Origin of the sequence: Terrisphaera buseokensis, assembly GCF_047521145.2 — a bacterium.
Classification (GTDB): Bacteria; Verrucomicrobiota; Verrucomicrobiia; order Opitutales; family Opitutaceae; genus ER46.
The window spans coordinates 6,983,016-7,004,816 of record NZ_CM134186.1 but is presented as its reverse complement, the minus strand read 5'-3'; the positions used below and the strand labels follow the sequence as shown (position 1 = coordinate 7,004,816).

19 protein-coding genes are annotated in these 21,801 nt (G+C 65.3%); 10 read left to right on the top strand and 9 right to left on the bottom strand.

The genetic code is table 11. From position 1 onward, the window contains the following. Positions 1-65: 65 nt before the first annotated feature. From ACLJEU_RS26280 to ACLJEU_RS26265, 4 genes are all read right to left on the bottom strand, one after another. Positions 66-767, bottom strand: coding sequence for a nucleoside 2-deoxyribosyltransferase (locus tag ACLJEU_RS26280; RefSeq protein WP_414664562.1), 702 nt, complete (start codon positions 765-767; stop codon positions 66-68). Positions 768-855: 88 nt separating this feature from the next. Continuing rightward, positions 856-3,294 (bottom strand): penicillin acylase family protein, encoded by a 2,439-nt coding sequence (locus ACLJEU_RS26275; RefSeq protein WP_414664561.1) that lies wholly within the window; start codon positions 3,292-3,294, stop codon positions 856-858. A 189-nt stretch (positions 3,295-3,483) separates the two neighbouring features. Further along, on the bottom strand, positions 3,484-4,425 hold the full coding sequence (locus ACLJEU_RS26270; protein ID WP_414664560.1) for a gluconokinase, GntK/IdnK-type: 942 nt from the start codon (positions 4,423-4,425) through the stop codon (positions 3,484-3,486). 201 nt (positions 4,426-4,626) lie between these two features. Then, positions 4,627-4,914 (bottom strand): hypothetical protein, encoded by a 288-nt coding sequence (locus tag ACLJEU_RS26265; RefSeq protein ID WP_414664559.1) that lies wholly within the window; start codon positions 4,912-4,914, stop codon positions 4,627-4,629. Between the two features lie 90 nt (positions 4,915-5,004). Here ACLJEU_RS26265 and ACLJEU_RS26260 point away from each other — a divergent pair, with 90 nt between their 5' ends. The 7 genes from ACLJEU_RS26260 (at position 5,005) to ACLJEU_RS26230 (ending at position 11,786) form a co-directional block, all read left to right on the top strand. Further along, positions 5,005-7,335, top strand: a complete 2,331-nt coding sequence (locus tag ACLJEU_RS26260) for an FdhF/YdeP family oxidoreductase (protein ID WP_414664557.1) — start codon at positions 5,005-5,007, stop codon at positions 7,333-7,335. A gap of 136 nt (positions 7,336-7,471) precedes the next feature. After that, positions 7,472-8,008: a DUF3016 domain-containing protein gene (locus tag ACLJEU_RS26255; protein ID WP_414664556.1), complete on the top strand. Its 537-nt coding sequence runs from the start codon at positions 7,472-7,474 to the stop codon at positions 8,006-8,008. 80 nt (positions 8,009-8,088) lie between these two features. Continuing rightward, a complete protein-coding gene (locus ACLJEU_RS26250; RefSeq protein WP_414664555.1) occupies positions 8,089-8,478 on the top strand; it encodes an RNA-binding S4 domain-containing protein in 390 nt (129 codons plus the stop codon). Between the two features lie 65 nt (positions 8,479-8,543). Further along, positions 8,544-8,957: an acyl-CoA thioesterase gene (locus ACLJEU_RS26245; RefSeq protein WP_414664554.1), complete on the top strand. Its 414-nt coding sequence runs from the start codon at positions 8,544-8,546 to the stop codon at positions 8,955-8,957. 237 nt (positions 8,958-9,194) lie between these two features. Further along, positions 9,195-9,578, top strand: a complete 384-nt coding sequence (locus ACLJEU_RS26240) for an RNA recognition motif domain-containing protein (protein ID WP_414664651.1) — start codon at positions 9,195-9,197, stop codon at positions 9,576-9,578. Between the two features lie 203 nt (positions 9,579-9,781). Next, a complete protein-coding gene (locus ACLJEU_RS26235) occupies positions 9,782-11,011 on the top strand; it encodes a DEAD/DEAH box helicase (protein WP_414664553.1) in 1,230 nt (409 codons plus the stop codon). Between the two features lie 172 nt (positions 11,012-11,183). Further along, positions 11,184-11,786 carry a uracil-DNA glycosylase family protein gene (locus ACLJEU_RS26230; RefSeq protein WP_414664552.1) on the top strand — a complete coding sequence of 201 codons (603 nt, stop codon included), beginning with the start codon at positions 11,184-11,186 and terminating at the stop codon, positions 11,784-11,786. Between the two features lie 76 nt (positions 11,787-11,862). On the opposite strand, the gene ACLJEU_RS26225 is transcribed toward ACLJEU_RS26230, so the two are convergent. Next, a complete protein-coding gene (locus ACLJEU_RS26225; RefSeq protein WP_414664551.1) occupies positions 11,863-12,834 on the bottom strand; it encodes a C-terminal binding protein in 972 nt (323 codons plus the stop codon). Positions 12,835-12,900: 66 nt separating this feature from the next. Here ACLJEU_RS26225 and ACLJEU_RS26220 point away from each other — a divergent pair, with 66 nt between their 5' ends. Then, positions 12,901-13,374: an FKBP-type peptidyl-prolyl cis-trans isomerase gene (locus tag ACLJEU_RS26220; protein ID WP_414664550.1), complete on the top strand. Its 474-nt coding sequence runs from the start codon at positions 12,901-12,903 to the stop codon at positions 13,372-13,374. A gap of 81 nt (positions 13,375-13,455) precedes the next feature. On the opposite strand, the gene ACLJEU_RS26215 is transcribed toward ACLJEU_RS26220, so the two are convergent. The 3 genes from ACLJEU_RS26215 to ACLJEU_RS26205 all read right to left on the bottom strand — a co-directional run bounded on the left by ACLJEU_RS26215 (position 13,456) and on the right by ACLJEU_RS26205 (position 15,549). Continuing rightward, positions 13,456-14,220: a GDSL-type esterase/lipase family protein gene (locus ACLJEU_RS26215; protein ID WP_414664549.1), complete on the bottom strand. Its 765-nt coding sequence runs from the start codon at positions 14,218-14,220 to the stop codon at positions 13,456-13,458. Between the two features lie 123 nt (positions 14,221-14,343). Beyond that, entirely contained in the window at positions 14,344-15,252 is a 909-nt protein-coding gene (gene rarD / locus ACLJEU_RS26210; RefSeq protein WP_414664548.1) for an EamA family transporter RarD, read from the bottom strand. Positions 15,253-15,291: 39 nt separating this feature from the next. Then, the gene (locus tag ACLJEU_RS26205) at positions 15,292-15,549 is read right to left on the bottom strand and encodes a hypothetical protein (protein WP_414664547.1); all 258 of its coding nucleotides are present in this window, start codon (positions 15,547-15,549) and stop codon (positions 15,292-15,294) included. Between the two features lie 697 nt (positions 15,550-16,246). On the opposite strand from ACLJEU_RS26205, the gene ACLJEU_RS26200 reads away from it, so the two are divergent. Continuing rightward, on the top strand, positions 16,247-16,936 hold the full coding sequence (locus tag ACLJEU_RS26200; protein WP_457795319.1) for a hypothetical protein: 690 nt from the start codon (positions 16,247-16,249) through the stop codon (positions 16,934-16,936). 151 nt (positions 16,937-17,087) lie between these two features. Beyond that, positions 17,088-20,447 (top strand): S41 family peptidase, encoded by a 3,360-nt coding sequence (locus ACLJEU_RS26195; protein ID WP_414664545.1) that lies wholly within the window; start codon positions 17,088-17,090, stop codon positions 20,445-20,447. Between the two features lie 124 nt (positions 20,448-20,571). On the opposite strand, the gene dusB is transcribed toward ACLJEU_RS26195, so the two are convergent. Beyond that, on the bottom strand, positions 20,572-21,684 hold the full coding sequence (gene dusB, locus ACLJEU_RS26190) for a tRNA dihydrouridine synthase DusB (RefSeq protein ID WP_414664544.1): 1,113 nt from the start codon (positions 21,682-21,684) through the stop codon (positions 20,572-20,574). Positions 21,685-21,801 lie beyond the last annotated feature (117 nt).

Here is a 21,801-nt window from a genome sequence, read left to right as displayed (position 1 = left end):
TCTGATCGGGGATCCAGAAGGTGTGGTCCGAGATCTGAAATTTCAGATCTCAAATTTGAGATTAATCAGAGCAGGTCCCGCTCCACCTTGCGCTCGAGGTGGCGTTCGAACTCCTTGCGCAGTTCCTTCTGTTTGCCGCCGAGGGCGGGGGCGAGGGCGAGCCATTGGTACACTTCCTCGCGCAGATGTTTCGGCATGACGGGCTCCATGGCCAGCACGCGGGTGAAGGCCCGCACGCATTGCGCGGCGACGTCCTCCCATACGAGCTGCGCGGCGGCCGAACTCTGCTGGCCGGCGAGGTGCATCGCGTGATCAACGCGCTGCCGCTGGCGGCGTTGAAGCGCGCCGCGGTAGTCGTGCAGGCTGGGCACGATGACGCTGGCCGTGCGCGGAAACGAACCCGCCATCAAATTCCACGGCTCGCTGTGAACATCGCCCGCGCGGCGCACATCCGTCCGCAACAGCACTGCCGGAATGTCCGCGAACTTGGCGAACATGAATTCCACCACCGTGCCGCTGTCGAGGTCGCAGCCGTCGAAGTTGAACAACGCGAGATCGCAGGCGAGCAACGCGCGCAGATTGGCGTCACGAATGGCCCGCGCGCTGCGCCCGCGCTGCTCGACCGCATCCTGCGGCAGCACGCAACGGAAACGGCCGTGCGATACCTCGTAGATGGCTTCCGCGAGCCACGCGTTGCCGGTGAGGTGCTTGAGGGAGAAGAGCTCGCCGCCGAGATAGACGGTGAAGCTGGAGTGCTTTTTCTTCATGCGGCGCGTCGCGCGTGGCTGCGCGCAGGAGAAGGGAGAAACTCGCGGGGAGAAAGTGGAAAATAGTCCCCGCTGCACTCCGCCGCGCTCACGGCGTGAGTGTTAGTGTGTGCTGGGTCGCGCCCGGCAGGAATGGCGTGGGCTCGCCGCGCACCCATGCGTCATGGCCGGCGCGATGGAACGGTGACATCGGGTGGGCGCTCTGTCCGCCCGGCATGTGAAAGATGCCTTCGCTCTCCCGGCCGGGCGAAACAACGAGACGCTCACTCGATCCGTGCCCGGGCCGCTGCACCCGCGGGGTGTCGGCGTCACCGGGTAACGGATCCGCCGGCATGTTCAGCCAGCGCGCGAGCCAGGGATAGGAATAGGTGAACGGATGGCGGATCCGCGTGACGTTGACGCGGCCCCACGTGGCCTCGCCGAGTGAATCGCCGGACTTCTCAACTGCCTTGATCACGTCGTCCGCCGCCGCGATCAGCAGATCATCCCACGTCGCGTACTCGGGCGCGAGCAGATGCAGCGGCTTGGATTCGAGCATCGCCCACAACGCCGGCTCGAGTTGCAGCTCGTGGAAATTGAAGCCTGGGAACGCCTCGACGCACGAAGCAAAGATCGGCGGGAAGACACGCTGGTAAACGGCATCACGGAACGTGCGCACGAGGCGGTAGCTGACGGAATCGAGGCTCGCGCGCTCCGGCGCGGTTTCCACGAGGGCGCGGAGGGTGGCGCGCGGTTTGTTCGCACCCGTCGCCGCGGGCGCCAGCGTGCCCTTCAACAACCCGTGCCAGCGCGTGAGGAAGAGCGCGCGGTCGTCGAGCTGCACGGCGAGCAGATCGCGCGGCGTGGCCTTTTCGAGGCGGGCGAGATCGTCGCGGATCTGCGCGGCACGGGGCGCGCGCCGATAGGCGCCGTCGCCGAGTTTCGCGAGCGCGGTGCCGCCGACATGACGCTGGTTCGCGGACCAGAGGCGGCCGTCGGGCAACGGCATCGCGCCGGGCACGGCTTCGGGTGTCGTCGTGAACACCGGCACTTCGGCCGACGCCAGGTAGCCGTCCCAGCGGCGATCGCCAAACGTCCACGTGACCGGCAGCCGGCCGTCGAAGCCGACGCGTTTCGGCAGCCGTCCCGCAATCGTCCAGGCGATCGCGCCGGCCTGATCGGCGATCAGCATGTTCTGGGCGGGAATGCCGGCGCGGTGTGCGACGCCAATCGCCTCGGCCGTGGTGGAGACGGTTTCCATCTCCAGCAGATTGAGATTGATGGCGTCGGGGTCGTGCACGACCAGCCGGTGTGCGAGCGGCCGCTGGCGATCGTTGGTGCCGACGATCGGCCCCCACACGGTCCACGCGAAATCCTCCACGACGTCCTTGCCGCCCTTCACCTTGAAGGTCTCGCGGCGCTGCTCGATCGGCACGAGCGCGTCGCGATCGGGCACGCGATACAGCGTCGGCGCGATGGTGTTGAGTTCAACGACCACCAGATCACCGGTGTCGACGTAGCTGTTGGTGAAGCCCCACGCGACGCGGCCGTTACTGCCAGCGACGACGGCGGGAGTGCCGGGGAGCGTCACGCCGGTGACGGTGCGGCCGGCGTACTCCAGCGAAGCGCGGTACCAGGTGGTGGGCACCATGTAGTCGAGGTGCATGTCGTTCGCGAGCATCGCCGCGCCGCTGGCGGTGTGCGTCCCGGCGAGGGCGAAGGCGTTCGAGCCCACGGCAGTTTCGGGATCACGGACGAAGAAGGGAAACGGATCCGCGGGCGCGGCGAACGGTGTGGGGGTGAAACCGACTTTTGGCGCGCGCAGGTTGATGAGCTTCCGACTCGGGATCGGCGCCACGGGGGCGGTGGTGCCGTCGAGGGCGGCGTCGTTGGGCGTCACGAGCGGCGCAAAAAAGGCCAGGCCTTCGAGGTCGAGCTGGTCGCGCAGCGTCATGAGCGTGCGCTCGTAGTCCCCGTTTTCATCCTGCAGATCCAATGTCATCGCATAGATGACAAGGATCGAGTCCTCGGCCAGCCACGGCTGCGGATCCTGGCGAAGGACGAAGTGTTCAAATGGTCGTTCGGCGAGGGCGGCGAGGCCGGCGTTCACGCCGGCGACGTAGGCGTCGAGCAGGGCGCGGGGCGTGGGTTCGAGTTTGGCGACCACGGCTTGTGCGAGCTTGCGGAAACCGTGGCGACGCGCGGAACGATCGCGGTTGAGCGCGCGCGGGCCGAACACGGCCGAGAGTTCGCCGGCGGCGGTGCGGCGCAGGACGTCCATCTGGAAGAAGCGTTCCTGCGCGTGGAGCCAGCCGAGGGCGCGCGAGGCATCGATGCGATTCGCCGCACGAATCGTAGGGACGCCCAGGGAATCGCGCGTGACAGTGACGGCCTGCGCGAGGCCGCGGACGGCGGCGGTGCCGTCGAGTTGGGCCCGGCTGGCGCGAATGCGCCACAGCCCCCAGGCGACGGCCAGCGCGGCGAGCACCAGCAGCACACTCAGGGTGCTAGCGAGAAGACGAAGGCGCGTGGCGGCGGCGGGTTTCATCGGCGGCAATCAGGCTGGAGCGAACGCAGGCAGTTCACAATCGAAAGGGTAGCCTCGAGCGTTCCCGCGAAGCCGCAGTCCGACCTACAACGTGCAACAGCCTGACCCCTTCCGGAAGGGGTCAGGCTGTTGCACGTTGCGAAAGACCGGGGGCTCCCGGGATTTTGATGGAAAAATGCGCCCACGGACTTACGCCCCGATGGTGCGGCGGATGTTCGCCACGATTTCGTCGGGCGTGCGCGTGATGTCGACCGTCAGGGCGTCGGCCGGGGGCTCGAGCGTTTCAAACTGGGACTGCAGCATCGCCGGTTTCATGAAATGCTGCCGTTGCTGCATGCGAGCGAGGATCGTGCTGAAATCGCCCGAGAGGTGTACCAGCTTCACGCGTTGCGGATCGGGAATCGCGGCGTCGCGGTAAGCCTGTTTCAGCGCGGAACACGTGACGACGGCGCTCTCTCCGCGGGCGAGGCTTTGCGTGATGTACGCGCGGATGGCAGCGAGCCACGGCGCGCGATCCGCGTCGGTGAGCGGCGTGCCGGCGCTCATCTTCGCGACGTTTTCCGGCGGGTGAAAGTCGTCCGCATCACGGAAATCCCAGCCGAGCTCCGCGGCCAGTTTCACGCCGACGGTGGTTTTGCCGCTGCCGGCGACACCCATGAGCAGCACTATGACCGGATCGCGCAGTTCCCACGCGCGCGACTTCGTCGGGTCGCGGCCTTCGTCAAAGTCGAGGTAGTCGAACATCGTCGTGATCGGTTTGCCCTCGAGGCCGCTTTCACGAATGCGTTTGGCGAGAATCGCGGCGCCGGGATCGCGCCAGCAGCGTTTCATCATGAAACCGCACCAGATCTCGCACTCCTCGTCCGTACGCGCGCCGCCGCGGAGTTCGGCCCATTGGAGCAACTGTGCATCGTTCAGATCGCCTTCGAGCGTGCGGGCGCGGAGTTCGTCATAGTGCACGCGCAGGAAACTGCAGCAACGGGCGTCGAAGGCCTTGCCGAGATTTTCGCCGTAATCCGCGAGCGGCAGCCGGCCGGCAGCGTGCAGCCGAATCTTGTCCAGCATGCGGCCGAAGTAGACGATCCGACCGACCTTCGCGTAAGGGCTGCGCAACCCGGGAACATGAGCCATGGCTGCAGAGTGGAAGGAAAAGCGCCCGGGCCGAAACTTAAAAATCACCGTCGCAGCGAGCCGTCGGTCCTGGACGCGAACCGGGGGATGTTTACAGGAGGTAACCGAGCAAACGGAGGTCCGGGCCTCTCTGTTCCCTCTGTTTTCTCCTGTAAGATTTCCCGGACGGTGAGGCCCGCCGTGCCTGTAGTTGGACCGGAACTACTTTCTGTCCACTCGCGCGAAATAGATTCCGGTGGCGAGCACGCCCAGCAGCCAGGTCGGGGCGTTTACCCAGAGTTGATGAAACGGGACCGGGTAGTGCCGGCAGGCCCAAATGATGAGGACGTGTTTCACCGCAATGAGGATCCAGCACAGCAGCATGAAGCGCTCGACCTTGCGGCTCCGTCGCTCCCGCTGACGCACCTGAACGTCCTCGATGAAGGCGTGACGCTCCAGGCCCGGGGAGGCGGGCCGGCCGGTGATCAGTTGGAGCAGATTGGCGAACATGACGTGGACAGACTATTGGGCGATCCCGCGGAAATGCAAAGGCGCGCGAAGTAGCATTGAACCAAGGGCAGGCTTTGCCACGTTGCGGACATGGCCGAACCTGCAACGCCGTCCGCCCTCACCCCGCGCGAAACGCCACCGCCCCACCTCGCTGCGCCGAGTGCGGCGGCCGCGGGGCTGAAGGCGGTGGGAAAGACCGCGCAACTCGTCGGCGGCATGGGCGTGACCCGCGGCGTGCGGGCGTTGTTGCAGGTGAACCAGTCCAATGGCTTCGACTGCCAGTCGTGCGCGTGGCCGAGCCCCGATCGCGATCGGCACGTTTTCGAGTTTTGCGAGAATGGCGCCAAGGCGGTCGCTGACGAGGCGACACCCAAGCGGGTTGATCGGGAGTTTTTCGCGCGGCACGCCGTTGCGGACCTCGCGCGAGAAAGCGACTTCTGGCTCAACGCCCAGGGCCGCCTCGCCGAGCCGATGGTGCTCGAGCCTGGCGCGACGCATTACACGCCGATCGCGTGGGACGAGGCTTTCGCGCGGATCGCGCGGGAGCTGCGGGCGCTGCCGACGCCCGACGCGGCGGCATTCTACACCTCGGGCCGCACGAGCAACGAAGCGGCCTTTCTGTGGCAGCTCTTCGCCCGCCAGTTCGGCACGAACAATCTGCCCGACTGCTCGAACATGTGCCACGAATCGAGCGGCGTTGCCCTCGGCGAGAGCATTGGGATCGGCAAGGGCACGGTGAAACTCGACGACTTCGATCATGCTGACGCGATCTTCGTCATCGGCCAGAATCCCGGCACGAATCACCCACGCATGCTGGCCGCGCTCGAGTCGGCCCGCGCGCGTGGCGCGAAAATCGTTTCCATCAATCCGCTGCCGGAGATCGGGATCGAACGTTTCAAGAACCCCCAGGATTTCCTGAATCCGCTGAAGGCCTTCAAGACCCTGCTCGGCGATGGCGCACGCTTGTCCGACCTGTGGGTGCAACCGCGCATCGCCGGCGATCTGGCGGTGTTCAAGGGGCTGATGAAGGCGATGCTGGAGGCCGAGGACGCCAAGCCCGGCACGGTGTTCGATCACGAGTTCATCCGCGAACACACGCAGGGATTTGCGGCGCTGGAGGCGGATCTGCACGCGACGCCGTGGAACGACATTCTCGCGGCGAGCGGCGTGGATCTCGCCGTGATCCAGGCGGCGGCGGCGATCGCGATGGCGTCGCGGGCCACGATTTGCTGCTGGGCGATGGGACTCACGCAGCAGCCGGAGGCGGTCGCGACGATTCAACAAGTCGTCAATTTCCTGCTGTTGCGCGGCAGCATCGGCCGGCGTGGGGCCGGCGTGTGTCCCGTGCGCGGGCATTCCAATGTACAGGGCGATCGCACCATGGGAATCTGCGAACGCATGCCCGAGGCCTGGCTGGCGCGACTCGACGCGGAGTTTGGCCTCAAGTCACCGCGTGCCCACGGTTTGGATACTGTCGGCACGATCCGCGCGATGCACGAGGGCGCGGTGCGCGTGTTCGTGGCGATGGGCGGGAATTTTCTTTCGGCGACACCTGATACGGCCTTCACGGCGGAGGCGTTGCGGCGCTGCACGCTGACGGCGCAGGTGGCGACGAAACTCAATCGTTCGCATCTTGTCACCGGTCGGTCGGCGTTGATTTTGCCGTGCCTCGGGCGTAGCGAGCGGGACCTGCAGGACGGCGGCGAGCAGTTCGTGACGACGGAGGACTCGATGGGCATCATCAACTCCTCGCGTGGCCAACTCGAGCCGGCGTCGGCCTGGCTGTTGAGCGAGCCGGCGGTGGTGTGCCGCCTCGCGCAGGCGGTGTTCGCGGGTGACGACGTGCGGGCCGGAGCGATTCCGTGGGACGCGCTGGCCGGGAACTACGATTTGATTCGCGATCGGATCGCGCGCGTCGTGCCGGGCTTCGAGGACTACAACCAGCGCGTGCGCGAGGGTCCGTTCTATCTGCCCAACGCGCCGCGCGACACGCGGAAGTGGAAGACGCGCACGGATCGTGCGAACTTCGTGGTGGCGCCGATTCCACGGGGCACGCTCGCGCCGGGCGAATTCGTGATGATGACGATTCGCACGCACGATCAGTTCAACACGACGGTGTACGGACTCGACGATCGGTATCGCGGTGTGTTTGGCGGCCGGCGCGTGGTGTTCATGCACGAGGCGGACATCGCGGCGGCGGGGCTGCAGGGTGGACAGCTGGTCGACTTGACGAATCGCCATGGCGGCGTGGAACGCGTCGCACCTGCGTTCATGGTGGCGCCGTACCGCATTCCCCGCGGGTGCGTGGCGACGTATTTTCCCGAAGCCAATGTCCTCGTACCAATTGACAGCGTGGCCGCGCGCAGCAACACGCCGACCAGCAAGTATGTGATCGTGACCATCGTCGCAGCGAAGGCGTAAACACGAAGAAGGCGAAGCGTGGATTGACCCGGTGGCGGGCCGGGAGGAATGGGACGCGGTGGAAGTGCAAGGGAAAGTTTCCAACCGGCCGTTGCGTGGGAACATTCCCGTGCTACCTTTCGTCATACCGCCCATCATGAAAACCAGCCGATTCATTCTTGTGACCATGTGGGGAGTGCTTTCGGCGCTGGCGGCTTCGGCTGCACCGACGCCCGCGCCCGCCCGGACTGTCGCCCGGGCCGAAGTCGTGTTTTTTGAACCCAAGAAGTTCACCGATGTGCGCGACAGCTCGATGGGTGACTACGAGCGCACCACCTATCTCGATCAGATTCGCGATCATCTGCTCGAACAGGCGAAGTACTATGTACCGGACGGTCACCAGCTCAACGTGACCTTCACTGACATCGACATGGCCGGTGATTTCGAGCCGTGGCGCGGGCCGCGTTTCGATGACATCCGCATCGTGAAGGACATTTACCCGCCGCGCATGGTGCTCGCGTTCCGGTTGACGGATGCGGACGGGCACGTGGTCAAGGAAGGCAAGCGCGACCTCCGCGACCTCGCCTTCATGATGAAGATCACGATGACCTTCCGGGACGACAGTGTGCGCCACGAGAAAGCGCTGATCGACGACTGGCTGCGGACCGAGTTCACCCGCGTCCGCAAGAACTGAGCCCGGCACCCGGGGTGCAATGATCCTTCGGCCACGGCCGCGCGTTTGACAACGCCTGCGGCCGTTTTTGTTTTGTGGGCTTGAGCACGCCGCCCGCCGAATCCGCCCGTCGCCTGGACCAGTGGCTTTGGGCTGTGCGGATTTTCAAGACCCGCAGTCTGGCGACTGACGCCTGTCGGGCCGGCAACGTTGAGGTGAACGCGTTGCCGGCGAAGCCGGGTCGCGACGTTCACGCCGGTGAGACCGTGACGGTAAAACAAGGCTTGGTGCTCCGCACCCTTCGCGTCGTCGATGTGCCGCGCAGCCGGGTGGGCGCGAAACTGGTGGCGCAGTTCTGCACGGATCTGACGCCGAAGGAAGAGTTCGAGAAAGCCCGCGCGCAGGGCGTGCAACAGCTGCTGGCGCGCGCGAAGGGCAGTGGCCGGCCGACGAAACGCGAGCGCCGTTTGTTGGATCAGCTGCTCGACTAAGTCGGAGGCGGGGTGCATCCGGCTCGACGCCCTTGGATGCGGCTGCACGATGGGGCGGCTCGCCCATGAACGTCTATTCCAGGTTTGAAACGGAGCTCACGGTCCGCCCGGACGACATCGATCTTTACCAGCACGTGCACAGCACGCGTTATCTCGATTACGTTCTCGCCGCGCGTTTCGACCAGATGGACCGGTGCTATGGCATGCCGATGCAGGCGTTTGCCGACCGCGGCCTGGGTTGGTTCATGTCGGCGGCCACGATGCGATTCAAACGCCCGCTTGGCATGGGCGACCGGATGGTGGTGCGGTGCTGGATCGAGTGCTTTGTGGAAACCGGGTGTACGCTCGGATTCGAAATCGACAAGGTGGCCACGGGGAAGCGCGTCTTCGACGGGAAGTGCGACTACACGCTCGTGAATCTGGCCACGGGTCGGGCGGCACCGCTGCCCGAAGATGTAAAAACAAAGTATTCCATCTAGCCGTTCTCCGCGGCCACCCCGGGCTCGGCGTGGCGGGTCAAAATCAGCACGGAACAGTCTGGGCCGAATTCCCTTGCTTATGCCCATGCTGCATGCACGGTGTTCGAGCTTCGTTAGAGAAAACGTTAGATGACAGTTTCTGGTGAGTCGTTGGCTGAGCGTTTGGCTTAAGTGATGATTTCGAAACCCACAGTGGGAACGGACTGGCAGCGGACGGTGATCTACGAGACATCACAGATGAGTAATTCCAAACTATACGTCGGTAACCTGTCGTTCAAGACGACCGAAGACGAACTCCGCGCCGCTTTCGGCCAGTTCGGCTCCGTCACCGATGTTTACGTCGCCATGGACAAGATGACCGGCCGCCCCCGCGGTTTCGCGTTCGTCACCATGGGCACGGCCGATGAGGCCAAGCAGGCTGCAGAGAAGATGAATGGCGTCGACCTCGGTGGTCGTCAGCTGACGGTCAATGAGGCTCGTCCGAAGGAAGATCGCCCGGGTGGCGGCTTCGGCGGCGGCGGCGGCGGTCGTGGCTTCGGCGGCGGCGGCGGCGGCGGACGCGGCGGTTACGGTGGCGGCGGCGGTGGTCGCGATCGCGATCGCGGCGATCGTCGTTACTAAGACCTGCGTTTCCTAGAAACGATTTTCGAGGGACGGAACTCCTCAGGAGTTCCGTCCTTTTTCTTTTATACCCTTCGGGGTGGCTTTCCTTCGCGACCATTCTGCGCGAAGCGAAGAATCCAGCAGGAGCGTGGTTTCTGCTCCTTAGCAACGAATGTCCGGTTGGATTTTTCGCTGCGCCCAGAATGGCCATTGGAATAGCCATGCCTTTTAAAGCACTCAATCTCTCGGATCCCATCCTTCGCGGCGTTCAAGCCGCCGGTTACACCGATCCGACTCCCATTCAACTTCGCGCCATTCCCGTGGTGCTCGGCGGCGGCGACCTGATCGGTTCCGCTCAGACCGGAACGGGAAAAACGGCGGCCTTCGCCCTTCCGATCCTGTCGAAACTCGGGGCCCACAAGCCGGGACAGAACGCCCGGGTCCTCGTCCTCGAACCCACGCGTGAACTGGCCGCCCAGGTCGAAACTGCGTTTCGCGATTTTGCCCGCTTCAGCGATCTGCGCGCGGTCGCCATCTTTGGCGGCGTCGGCTACGGTTTTCAGCGCCAGGAATTGAAACGCGGCGTCGACATCATCGTCGCGACGCCCGGCCGCCTGATGGATTACCTCAAGGAAGGCACCATCAGCCTGCGTGACATCTCGGTCCTCGTCCTCGACGAAGTCGATCGAATGCTCGACATGGGCTTCCTGCCCGTGGTGAAGGACATCATCAGCCGCTGCCCGAAGAACCGGCAGACGCTTTTCTTCTCGGCCACCGTGCCGCCGGAGATTCAGGCCATCGCTTCCTTTGCACTCCGCAACCCCGCCCGAGTGGAAGTGGGCATCAACCGCTCGATCAATGAGTCGGTGAAACACGCGGTGTATCCGGTGTCGTTCGAGCAAAAATTCGATCTCCTGCTGGCCCTGCTCGAAAAGACCGACTTCGACAGCGTTCTGGTGTTTTCCCGCACCAAGCATGGCGCGGACAAGATCGCGCGCCGTCTGAAAGCGGCCAATCACTCGGTCGCCGTGCTCCACGCCAACCGGTCCCAGAACCAGCGCATCGAGGCGCTCGCGGGTTTCAAGTCGGGCAAGTATGAGGTCATGGTGGCGACCGACATTGCGGCCCGCGGCATCGACGTCGCCGGGATCTCGCATGTCATCAACTACGATGTGCCGGAGAAGCCCGAGGATTACGTGCACCGCATCGGTCGCACGGGTCGGGCCCAGGCGGTGGGAGATGCGTTCACGCTCGTGACGCCGGAAAATGCCGGCGACGTGCGCGACATCGAGCGCTTCATCGGTCAGCGCATTCCCGAGCTCCGGCTCGAAGGTTTTCCGTACAAGGCCTACGCGCCGCGTCCGCCCCAGCCCGCGACGCAGTCGCCCCGCGGCCGCCCCGGCACGATTCAGCCGCGCGGTGGATTTCGCCGGTTCAAGAGCCGCCGCTGAGTCCCGGATTGGACCAGCGCCGGAGGTCGGAACGAATCCGCGTGAACTCGCGCAGATTCGCGGCATAACGCCACGTTCCGCGGTTTCGCCCGCTCGCGTTCGTTTCCTACGAGCGTGGGCCAGGGCAGACCGCGGGCACTGGTGATTTTTGGCCAATCCGCGTTTCCCCTCCATGCCCGCTTCTCCCGTCGATAAACATCTTGCCGCCCTGCGCGCCTGCCGGCGCTGTCCCCGCATGCTCAAGCCGGTGGTGGTCGGAAGGCCGGTGGCCAGCCGGGTGATCCTCGTGGGCCAGGCGCCTGGCGACAAGGAACCCAAGCTGGGTCGGCCGTTTGCCTGGACCGCGGGCAAGACGCTTTTCAAATGGTTTCACGGTTCACTCGGCTGGTCCGAGGACGACGTGCGCGATCGGTTTTATTTCGCGGCGGTGTGCCGCTGCTTTCCGGGCAAGCGACCCGAGGGCGGCGACCGGGTGCCGGCCCCGGATGAGATTACCAACTGCTCCGGCTGGCTCGAGCGGGAGTTTGCGTTGCTCCAGCCGAACCTGGTGCTGCCAGTGGGCAAGCTCGCCATCTCCCAGTTTCTCGGCGAACGGCCGTTGATTGAGACGATCGGGAAGAAATTCCCGATCACTTACCGCGGTCACGCGGCGGACTGCATCCCGTTGCCGCATCCGTCGGGCGCGTCGCCATGGCATCGGATGGAGCCGGGAAAGACGCTCTTGAATCAAGCGCTCGCGCTGGTCGCGAAACATCCTGCGGTGAAAACTGCTTGAAGCAGGAAGCCAGGACGAAGGCCCCGGTTGGTTGGGAGTTGAATCCTGGTTTCCCGGCTGCCTGCTCAGCTCCGTCTCAATTCACGCGATTCCAGACGGGCTCGCCGAGGACGGCGGCGCGGGCGATGCGGGCCGACGTGCTGCGCATCTCGATCATGCCTTCAGGGCTGCAGAAGGCAGCATGGCAGGTGACGATGAGGTTCGGCGTCGCGGCTTCCTCGGCCGTGCGCAAGGGTTCGGCTTCGACGACATCGAGTCCGGCGCCGCCCAAGTGGCCGCTGCGCAGGGCGGCGAACACCGGCGCCTTTTGCACGATGTCGCCGCGCGCGGTGTTCACGATGAACGCGCCGGGCCGCAGCAGCCCGATTTCGCGGGCGCCGATCAGGCCTCGGGTTTCGGCGCTCAGGGGACAATGCACCGAAATCGTGTCGGCTCGACGCAGCAGATCGTCGAGTGACGCCACGCGCTCGATCCCGAGCGCCTTATGGGTGCCGGCCGTCACATAGGGATCGAAAAAGACGACGCGAAACCCGAAGGCCTTGGCGCGCAGCGCCGCCGCCGTGCCGATTCGCCCCAGTCCGATGAGGCCAAACGTCTGGGTATTCAGTCGGCGCATTTTGGCGGCGACATTGATTTTCCAGCCCAGCCGCTTGGCCTCGGCGTCCAGCGGGAAAAGTTGCCGATAGAGTGCCAGCGTCAGCGCGAGCGCGTGATCGGCGACCTCCTCGGTGCCGTAGTCGGGCACGTTGCAGACCGGGATGCCGGCTTGGGCGGCAGCGGCGATGTCGACGGTGTCGAAGCCCACGCCGTTGCGGATGATGGCGCGGCAGTGCTGCATCTTGGCAATGATCGGCGCGGTGATGAGTGGCCCGTGCCAGAGAATCAAGGCGTTTGCCCCGATGACGTCGTCGGGCAGCGGCGCATTGAAATCGAGCCACACGGTCCGGAGATCGGCCACGTCATCCAGGAACGGACGTTCCACGCTGGCCTCGTGGTCGGTGAATTTGAACTCCCGCGGACAGAGGATGGCGACGGTGGGGCGGGGCATGAAAAACGCGTTGACGGCGAATTACACGAATGACACGGAGGCGGGAAAGCCTTATCGTCCACTGCCGTGAAATCCCTCGCCAAACTTTTCCTCGTTTCGAGTCTGCTCGCCGTGTGCGCGTCCCCGTCGTTGCTGGCCCAGCGCGAAAAACTGCCGCCGGATGATCTCGAGGTTGTGGAGAAGACGTGGCCCGACGCGAAGAAGACGATGACCGGCATCCGGTATATCGTGCAACGCGAGGGCGAAGGCGCTTCCCCCAAACCGGGCGAAAAGGTGAACGTGCTCTACGTCGGACGGCTCCTGAACGGAAACATCTTCGATCAGGCGAACGATGCGAATGCGCCGTTCAGTTTCCGGGTGCGTCGCGATGCCGTGATCGAGGGCTGGGATCAGGTGCTGCAACAGATGAAGAAAGGCGAGAAGCGCCTCGTGATCATTCCGCCGGAACTCGCCTACGGCACCCGTGGCCAGCCGCCGAAGATCGGTCGCAATGCGACGCTCGTCTTCGAGATCGAGCTGCTGAGTTTCAGCAAGGAGTGACGGCGGCGCGGAGGACGTTTCCTCCGGCGCCGGTCTGCTCGGGTGTGGCAGGGAGCTGCGTCTATCGCGACGCGCCCGGCGTCACTTCATCATCGCGTCGAGCGTGGGCTGCATCGCCTCCGCCCAAATCTTGTAGCCTGCGGTGTTCGGATGCAGTTGGTCCGGCATGATGCTGTCCGGAATCTTGCCGTTCGCATCGAGGAACTTCGCGTTGATGTTCAGGAAGCGGACGTTCTTGCCGTCGTCGAGCTTCGCGAGTTCGGCATTGGCGGCGTTGATGATGGCCATGCGGGTGACGCCGTCGTCCGTGATTTTGCCGGACTTGTCGGCGCGGGGCCCACGGGGGAAAATCGCCAGCAGGAGCACCTTGGTTTTCGGCAGCTTGGTCCGGATCAGCTGAATGATCTTCTTGTCGGCTGCGGCGATCTCGCTGGCGGTGTGCGTGCCCGTGTTGTTGGTGCCCAGCATGAGGACGACGACCTTCGGGCTGATGCCTTCAAGCTCGCCGTTCTCGATCCGCCAGATCACGTGCTGGGTCTGGTCGCCGCCGATGCCGAAGTTGGCCGGCTGATACTTCTCGTAGTGGGTCTTCCAGATGTCCGGGGCCTTCGTCCAGCCGGCGGTGATCGAGTCACCGAGAAACAGTACGCCGATCGGCCCCGCCTTGCCCCGCGCGAGAAACGACTCGTGCATTTGCCGGAAGCGCCCGCTGGGATCGGTTTTTTCGATGGGTGCGGAGGCGTCGGGCTTGGGCGCTTTGGTGCCCGTGGCGGGCTGTTGCGCGTGCGCGAGCGACAATGACGCAGCGAGAACGAGGGTGGAGAGAATCCGGGGCAACGATTTCATAGGGGAGAACGGTACCATTGCCGCACGCGTCGCGGGGCGTCGAGAGCGAAGCCGGGTGGAACCGGGCAAGCCGTGCCGCTGGCAGCTACGTTGATCGGTCAGCCGACAGCGGCCCGAGTCCATCTACGCCCGGGCAAAGCGGCGCTGTTGAAGCAGATTGTCCGCGGTGTAGAGCGCGAGTGCCGCCCAGATGAACGCGAAGCTTGCGATGCGGGCGCGCGAGAAGGGTTCGTGGAAGACCCAGATGCCGAGGACGAGCTGCACGGACGGGGCGCAGTACTGCAGCAGGCCGAGCGTCGAAAGCCGGATTCGCCGCGCGCCATAGGCAAACAACAGCAGGGGAATCGCCGTGATGACACCGGAACTCATGATCAACACGTGCGTGCGGGTGTCGGCGTGACCCATCGCGCCCACACCCCGGAACTGAAGCCACGCCAGGAACGCTAGGGCGAGCGGTGCCAGCATGAGCGTTTCAATGGCAAGTCCGGTGGCCGCGGGCAGCGGCGATTGCTTGCGGAGCAGGCTGTAACCTCCCCAGGTGCCGGCCAGGGCCAGCGCGATCCAAGGTGGGCGGCCGAGTTGGACGATCATCAGGATAACACCGAGAGCGGCGAGGCCGATGGCGAGGCGCTGTGCCCGCCGAAGGTGTTCGTGGAGGACGAAGCGGCCGGCGGCGACGTTGACGAGCGGCACGAGGAAGTAGCCGAGGCTCGTCTCGATCACGTGGCCCGTGTTCACACCCCAGACGTACACGAGCCAGTTGCCGGTCAGCAGGACCGCGCCGAGGGCGTTGATGGCAAAGCTGCGGCGACTCGCGAAGGCGGCGCCGACGCTGGAAAGGCGGCGTTGCACCGCGAGGACGCCCAGCAGGAGGGCGAGCGACCACAGATGACGGTGCGCGATGAGCTCGACCGGATCGACTCCGGCGAGTTGCCGCCAGTAAAGCGGCACGAGCCCCCAGAGAAAATAACAGAGCGTGGCTGCGAGGGCCCCGCGGGCTTCCTCGGGAGTATGCCCGGCGGGAGCGCTCACGCGGACGCGAGGGATCGGGGCTGGCGCGCTCCGGTGCGCTTACTTCTTGGCCGCTTTCGTGTAGACAAAGCGGTCGCGAAATTCCGTCTCCGCCTGCGCGCGCGCGGCGTCAGCAGTCGTGCTCGGCGTCGTGAGTTCGGTCGTGCGCTTCGCGACCCAGCGCTGGCGAAAACTTTCCTCTACGTCGGCGGCGATCGTGGAGCTTTCCTTGGCGCGCTTCTCCGCCTTGGACGTGAAACATCCCGTGACCAGCACAAGGGGAATGAGGCTTACCGACAGGAAGAGGGCTTTGATCATGTTAAAAACAGGTCTAACGGTGGTGGCGGGCCCTCAGGACCGCGAGGGAAACTTTTTGGTTTCGCGCTTGTGACGTAAAACCACTTATTGACCGCCAATGAGTGAAGAGCCGCCTCCGCCGTCGTCAGCCCTCCGGCTGAAGCCGCGACTGCGTCCGGCCGAAAGCCCGGCGTCCGGAACGGCTGTAACCGGCGAGACGCCATTGGTGGCGGCTGAGCCGACGGTGCCGGCAGTGCCGAATTCACCTGACTCGCCGCCCGCCAAGATTCGTTTGCGGCCCAAATTGGAAGCCGCACCTGCGCCCCAGTCAGCGACGGCGTCAGCCGAGCCGATCGTCCCGACCGCAGACGGCGTCGTGCCGGCCGTGGTCGCCGCCCCGGCACCGCCCCCACTGTTCATCACCGATCCGCCCGCGGCCGCACCAGTCCCGATCGCGAACCCGGCCGAGGGAACGGCGACAGCCGAATCCCGGACCTTCAAGCTCAAGCCCAAGGCATCTCCATCCGTTGCGCCGGCGGGGTCTCCGTCCGCGCCGCCGGTTACGCGACCGCCTCCACCCCCGCCGCCTCTCCCGCCCGGGCTGTCCCGCGCCCCGATTCCCATCGGAACCGCGCCCAAGACCGAGGCGGGCAAGACGCCGCCACCGTTCCCGGTGGTCGCCCAAGCACGGCCCCGGACTACCTCGGCTCCGATCCCGGTGCCGCATGTGCGCCTCAAGTCGGAGGTTCTGCAGCCCGAGGTGGAGGTGAACGTACCCGCGCCGGCATCGGCCCGACGCGAAATGCGTTCGGCCGTGATTGGGATCGTCGCTCTCGCCCTCGTGGGTGGCGGCGGCTTTTTCACGTGGAAACACTTTTTCGCGAATCCTCCAGCGGCGGCTCAAAGCGCGCCGTCGGTGCCGAAGCCCCCCGCGCCCAAACCCGCCGTCCCCGCGCCTGCGACCGACACTCTGAATCAAATCGCGCACGCTCCGGTGAACGCGATCAACAAGGCGCAGGATGCCTTGGCGGCGCGCCGCGCCAGCGGTCAGACCCGGGTCGACGCGGCCGCGGCTGGCGAAGATCAGCCGGCCCGTCCGGTGGCTCCGCCCAAGCCGGAACTGAGCACGGCCACCGCCAAGAAGGCGCTCGCGCCCGGCCTCTCCGCAACCACCCAGGTCGAGGCCGCGGCCAACGCCAGTCCTGAGTTTCTCACCTACGTCGCGAACCTCAAGGTGAGCGGCGTCTTCCAAGGCAATCCGGCCCGGGCGGTCATCAACGGCAAGCTCACCCGGGAGGGCGAAACGGTCGAACCCCGTCTCGGCATCGTTTTTGATGGCGTGGATGGCCCGCATCACCAGCTGGTGTTCAAGGATCGGACTGGTGCGACGGTGTCCCGTAAGTTCTGAGTACGATCGCAGTTGTCCTGCCGGCGGCCGAAAGTCGGGCGCATCGTCCGCGAAAGGGTGGCGGCGCCGGGCGCTTTTGAGTGGCGGCGGCGGCGGAACCCGCTTCGCTGGCGTCTTCCCTTGCGCGTTCGTCGAAGGGTTGTCGCGACCCATGAAAAAACTGGTCCTGTTGATCCTCCTCGCTTTGCAGTGTGCCGGCGCTTTCGCCGCCGCGGAATCACCGTTGCTGCTGCAATCGCCGACCCTGAGTCAGACCCAGATCGCCTTCGCCTACGGCGGAAATCTCTGGGTGGTGGCGCGCGAGGGCGGTGACGCCCGCCGGCTGGTGGCCGCCGATCCCGGCACGGCGAGCGGGCCGCTGTTTTCACCCGACGGCACGCAGGTCGCATTCACCGGTGAATTCGAGGGCAACCAGGATGTCTATGTGGTTCCTGCCGGCGGCGGTGAACTGAAACGGCTCACGTCGCACCCCGCGACGGATGTGGCGGTCGGCTGGTCACCGGACGGGAAACGCATCCTTTTCCGCTCGGCCCGTGAAACGTATTCGCGCTTCGAGCGCCTCTTCGCGGTGGGACTCGAGGGTGGTTTGCCGGCCGAGCTCCCGCTGCCGATGGGCGTGCAGGGAGCCTATTCCGCCGACCAGTCCCAGCTCGCCTACGTGCCGCGATGGAATCGGCGGGCGGGCGCGGGCGACGCCTATCAGGCGATCAAGAATTACCGCGGCGGCAAGACTTCGCCGATCTGGATCGCGCGGCTCTCCGATTCGAGCGTCACACCGCTGCCGCGCGAAAATTCGAATGACTTTTGCCCGATGTGGATCGGCGACACGATTTACTTCCTCTCCGATCGCAACGGCGCGACGACGCTGTTCGCCTATGACGTCACGGCGCGCACGGTCACGCAGCGGGTGAAGAACGACGGCTTCGATCTGAAGTCCGCCGCCGCCGGTCCGGGTGCGATCGTCTACGAACAATTCGGCTCGCTGCACCTCTTCGATCTTCGCTCCGGCCAGTCGCGCGCCGTGCCCGTGACGATTTCCGCCGATCTGCCGCAGGTGCGGCCGCGCTTTGAAAAGATCGCGCCGCGTCAGTTGCAGAACGCCGCGCTTTCGCCCTCGGGCGCGCGGGCGGTTTTCGAAGCTCACGGCGAAGTCCTGACCGTCCCCGCCGAGAAAGGTGACGTGCGCAACCTCACCCGCTCGAGCGCCAGCGCCGAACGCGATCCGGCTTGGTCGCCGGACGGAAAGTCCATCGCCTACCTGTCCGATGTCTCCGGTGAATACACGCTGCAGGTGCGCGATCAGTCGGGCTTGGGCGACGTCCGCACGTTCACGCTCGGTTCGCCGCCGTCGTTCTACTACAGCCTCACCTGGTCGCCCGACAGCCGGAAAATCGCGTACAGCGACAAGCGCGGCCAGCGCTGGTACCTCGAGCTCGCCACCGGCAAGTCCACGCTCGTGGACCGCGATCTCACCCAGCGCGCCGCGCGGCAGACGTGGTCGGCGGACAGTCGCTGGCTGACGTACACGAAGATCCTGCCGAATAATCTCAGCGCGGTCTTCGTTTACTCGCTCGAGACGTCGACTGCGACGCAGGTGACCGACGGCATGAGCGACGCGCGCTTCCCCAGCTTCGATCGGAGCGGCAAGTACCTCTTCTTCACCGCGAGCACGGATTTGGGCCTCAACTCGGGTCGCTCCAACATGAGCAGCATCGCGCGACCGACAACGCGCGCCGTCTATCTCGCCGTCCTGCCGAAAACCCTCGCGTCGCCCCTCGCGCCGGAAAGCGATGAGGAGAAGGACGAAGCGGCCAAGGACGCGTCGAAGAAATCCGATGCCGACACCAAGGTGGCTGACGCCGACAAGCCCGCTGACGCCGCGGCGAAGGCCGAAACAAAACCCGCGGCCGACGCGGCAAAAAAGAAGGAGAGCGAGCCGGCGAGAGTCGTCATCGACTTCGACGGCCTCAGCCAGCGCATTCTCGCGCTGCCGCTGCCGGAGCGAAACTATTCGCTGCTCACGACTGGCAAGGACGGCATCGTCTATGTGCTCGAAGGCCCGCCGATTCAGGGCGGCGGCGAGGGCCCGACGAAGTATGTGTTGCAACGCTTCGATCTGAAGACGCGCAAAACCGAGAAGCTGCTCGACGGGGTGGAGGAGTTCGACCTCGCGGCCAAGGCGGAGAAGATGCTCTGGAAATCCGATCAGAAGTGGTTCATCGCCGCCGCGGACAAGGCGCCGAAACCGGGCGAGGGCGCGCTCAAGCTCGAAGCCGTCGAGGTTGAGGTCGATCCGCGGGCCGAGTGGCGGCAGATGTTCAAGGAAGTCTGGCGCATCGAGCGCGACTTCTTCTACGACCCGAATTATCACGGCCTCGACCTGGCGCAGCTTGAACGCCTCTACACTCCGTTTCTCGACCGGCTCGCGAGTCGCGCCGATCTTAACTACCTGTTCGCCGAGATGCTCGGCCAGTTCAGCATCCAGCACATGTACGTGGCGGGCGGAACGAAGCCCGACACCCGGACGGTTGCGGTGGGCTTGCTCGGCGCGGACTACCGCATTGCCGGCGATCGATACCAGTTCGCTCGCGTCTATGATGGCGAGAACTGGAATCCGCAGGCCAAGGCGCCGCTCACCCAGCCGGGCGTCAACGTGAAGGCCGGCGAATTCCTCCTCGCCGTGAACGGCCGCGAGCTGCGCGGGAGCGATGAAGTGTTCAGTTTCTTCCTCGGCACGGCCGGCAGGCAGGTCGCGTTGAAAGTCGGCCCCAACGCCGACGGCTCCGGCGCGCGTACCGTCACCGTCGTCCCCGTGCCCACGGAGGCTTCGCTCCGCAATCTCGCGTGGATCGAGGGCAACCGCCGGAAAGTCGACGAACTCAGCGGCGGCCGGCTGGCTTATATCTACGTTCCGGATACCGCCGTGCCCGGCTACACGAGTTTCAACCGCTACTTCTTCGCGCAGGCAGGCAAACAGGGCGCCGTCGTCGACGAACGTTTCAACGGCGGCGGCTGGCTCGCCGACTACATCATCGACTACCTGCGGCGCCCGATGCTGAGCAGCAGCGTCACGCGTGAAGGCCTGGTCGTGCATTCGCCTACCGCCGCGATCTTCGGGCCGAAGGCGATGATCATAAATGAATTTGCCGGCTCCGGCGGCGACGCCATGCCGTGGTATTTCCGCAAGGCCGCCATCGGGCCCCTCGTCGGCATGCGCACATGGGGCGGGCTCGTCGGCATCGGCGGTTATCCGACGCTCGTGGACGGCGGGACCGTCACCGCACCGCACTGGGCGATCTTCGGTCTCGACGGCAAATGGGAGGTCGAGAACGTCGGCATCGCCCCCGATCTCGAGGTCGAACACGATCCGAAGGCCGTGCGCGAAGGCCGCGATCCGCAATTGGAAAAGGCCGTCGAGGTCGTGCTCGAAGCCTTGAAAAAGAATCCGCCGGTTGCGCCCGCGATCCCGGCGTATCCAAAATATCCCCCACGCATGCCCGTGGGCCGCTGAGGCGGCTGGGGAGGAAGTTGAAAGGTGAAGGTTGAAAGTTGAAAGACCGATGCGCGACGGCTCGGCGGCTTGGAACGTTCAACTTTCAACCTTCACCTTTCAACTGGGCCGCGCCGCGCGGCGCTCACCACGTATCGATCGGACCCTTTGGCACCGGGATCGCATCGCGCGTGAGGGTCGCAGGATCGTCGGGATCGCGCATGAACGAGGCGACCATCGGGGCGGGCGCGTACTTCGCCAGCAACTCGCCGCGGTCGTCGCAGAACGGCCGGCGCCATTCGAGGAACTCCGTCACCGCGGCGTCGAAGTCCGGCTTCGACGTGATGGTGATGATGCGGCGCTTGAAGGGCTTTGAGGGACCGAAGCGGCGTGCATACCACGGGGCGACCTTGCGGAACAGGCGCGCCCCGTGTTCTTCGCCGTAGAATTCGCAGTAACGCTCGAAATGCCGGCGCAACACGCGCAGGCGTTCCGTCAGATCCGGCTCCGGGAGCAGTTCGCCGGTGCGCAGAAAATGATCGGTACGACGGAAAATCCACGGATCGTAGAACGCGCCGCGCCCGATGCTCACGCCGGTGCAGCCCGTCTCGTCGAACATGTGCTTCGCGGCCTCGGGCGTAGTGACATCGCCATTACCGATCACGGGAATGCGCCGCACGGCCGCGACCACGGAGCGGATGCCTGCGAGATTGACGGTGCCCGCGAAACCCTGCGCGCGCGTCCGGCCGTGCACAAAGATCGCCGCGACGCCGGTGTCCTCGAGCACGCGCGCGAGATCAGGAGCGGTGAGGTTGTCGTCGTCCCACCCGAGCCGCATCTTCGCCGTCACGGGGATCTTCACCGCCGCGATCATGCCGCGCACGAGCGCGGCCGTCTTGTCGAGTTCGGTCATCATCGCGGAGCCGCCGCCGATTTTGACCACTTTTTTCACGGGGCACCCCATGTTGATATCAACCGACTCGGCGCCCATTTCCTGGCAGATGATCGCGGCGTCGCGCATCTCCTCCGGCACGCTGCCGAAGAGTTGGATTGCGAGCGGTCGATCGCCTGGGGCGGACGCGACCAGCTTCAACGCGGTCGGGTTGCGTTCGATGAGCGATCGCGCGTTGACGAGATCGGTGGTCGCCCAACCCAGCCCGCCCAGCTCGCGCACAGTCAAACGCATGGGCAAGTTCGTGTAGCCCGCCAGGGGCGACAGAAACAAGGGAGACGAGAGTTCGTAAGGACCGAGGCGCACGCGGGAGAGAGTGATGCCGCGACTTCCGGACGCATTCAAGTGTCGTGCGCGATCGCGTTGCGGTTGCGACGTCTCTTCAGGTCCAGTGGCACGGAAAAAAATTCGCGGGCCGATCCC

Excerpts from the sequence above, each read along its gene's own strand:
- ACLJEU_RS26280 (WP_414664562.1), bottom strand. The coding sequence starts at position 767 with ATGAAGAAAAAGCACTCCAGCTTCACCGTCTATCTCGGCGGCGAGCTC.
- ACLJEU_RS26275 (WP_414664561.1), bottom strand. The coding sequence starts at position 3,294 with ATGAAACCCGCCGCCGCCACGCGCCTTCGTCTTCTCGCTAGCACCCTG.
- ACLJEU_RS26270 (WP_414664560.1), bottom strand. The coding sequence starts at position 4,425 with ATGGCTCATGTTCCCGGGTTGCGCAGCCCTTACGCGAAGGTCGGTCGG.
- ACLJEU_RS26265 (WP_414664559.1), bottom strand. The coding sequence starts at position 4,914 with ATGTTCGCCAATCTGCTCCAACTGATCACCGGCCGGCCCGCCTCCCCG.
- ACLJEU_RS26260 (WP_414664557.1), top strand. The coding sequence starts at position 5,005 with ATGGCCGAACCTGCAACGCCGTCCGCCCTCACCCCGCGCGAAACGCCA.
- ACLJEU_RS26255 (WP_414664556.1), top strand. The coding sequence starts at position 7,472 with ATGAAAACCAGCCGATTCATTCTTGTGACCATGTGGGGAGTGCTTTCG.
- ACLJEU_RS26245 (WP_414664554.1), top strand. The coding sequence starts at position 8,544 with ATGAACGTCTATTCCAGGTTTGAAACGGAGCTCACGGTCCGCCCGGAC.
- ACLJEU_RS26240 (WP_414664651.1), top strand. The coding sequence starts at position 9,195 with ATGAGTAATTCCAAACTATACGTCGGTAACCTGTCGTTCAAGACGACC.
- ACLJEU_RS26235 (WP_414664553.1), top strand. The coding sequence starts at position 9,782 with ATGCCTTTTAAAGCACTCAATCTCTCGGATCCCATCCTTCGCGGCGTT.
- ACLJEU_RS26230 (WP_414664552.1), top strand. The coding sequence starts at position 11,184 with ATGCCCGCTTCTCCCGTCGATAAACATCTTGCCGCCCTGCGCGCCTGC.
- ACLJEU_RS26225 (WP_414664551.1), bottom strand. The coding sequence starts at position 12,834 with ATGCCCCGCCCCACCGTCGCCATCCTCTGTCCGCGGGAGTTCAAATTC.
- ACLJEU_RS26215 (WP_414664549.1), bottom strand. The coding sequence starts at position 14,220 with ATGAAATCGTTGCCCCGGATTCTCTCCACCCTCGTTCTCGCTGCGTCA.
- ACLJEU_RS26205 (WP_414664547.1), bottom strand. The coding sequence starts at position 15,549 with ATGATCAAAGCCCTCTTCCTGTCGGTAAGCCTCATTCCCCTTGTGCTG.
- ACLJEU_RS26195 (WP_414664545.1), top strand. The coding sequence starts at position 17,088 with ATGAAAAAACTGGTCCTGTTGATCCTCCTCGCTTTGCAGTGTGCCGGC.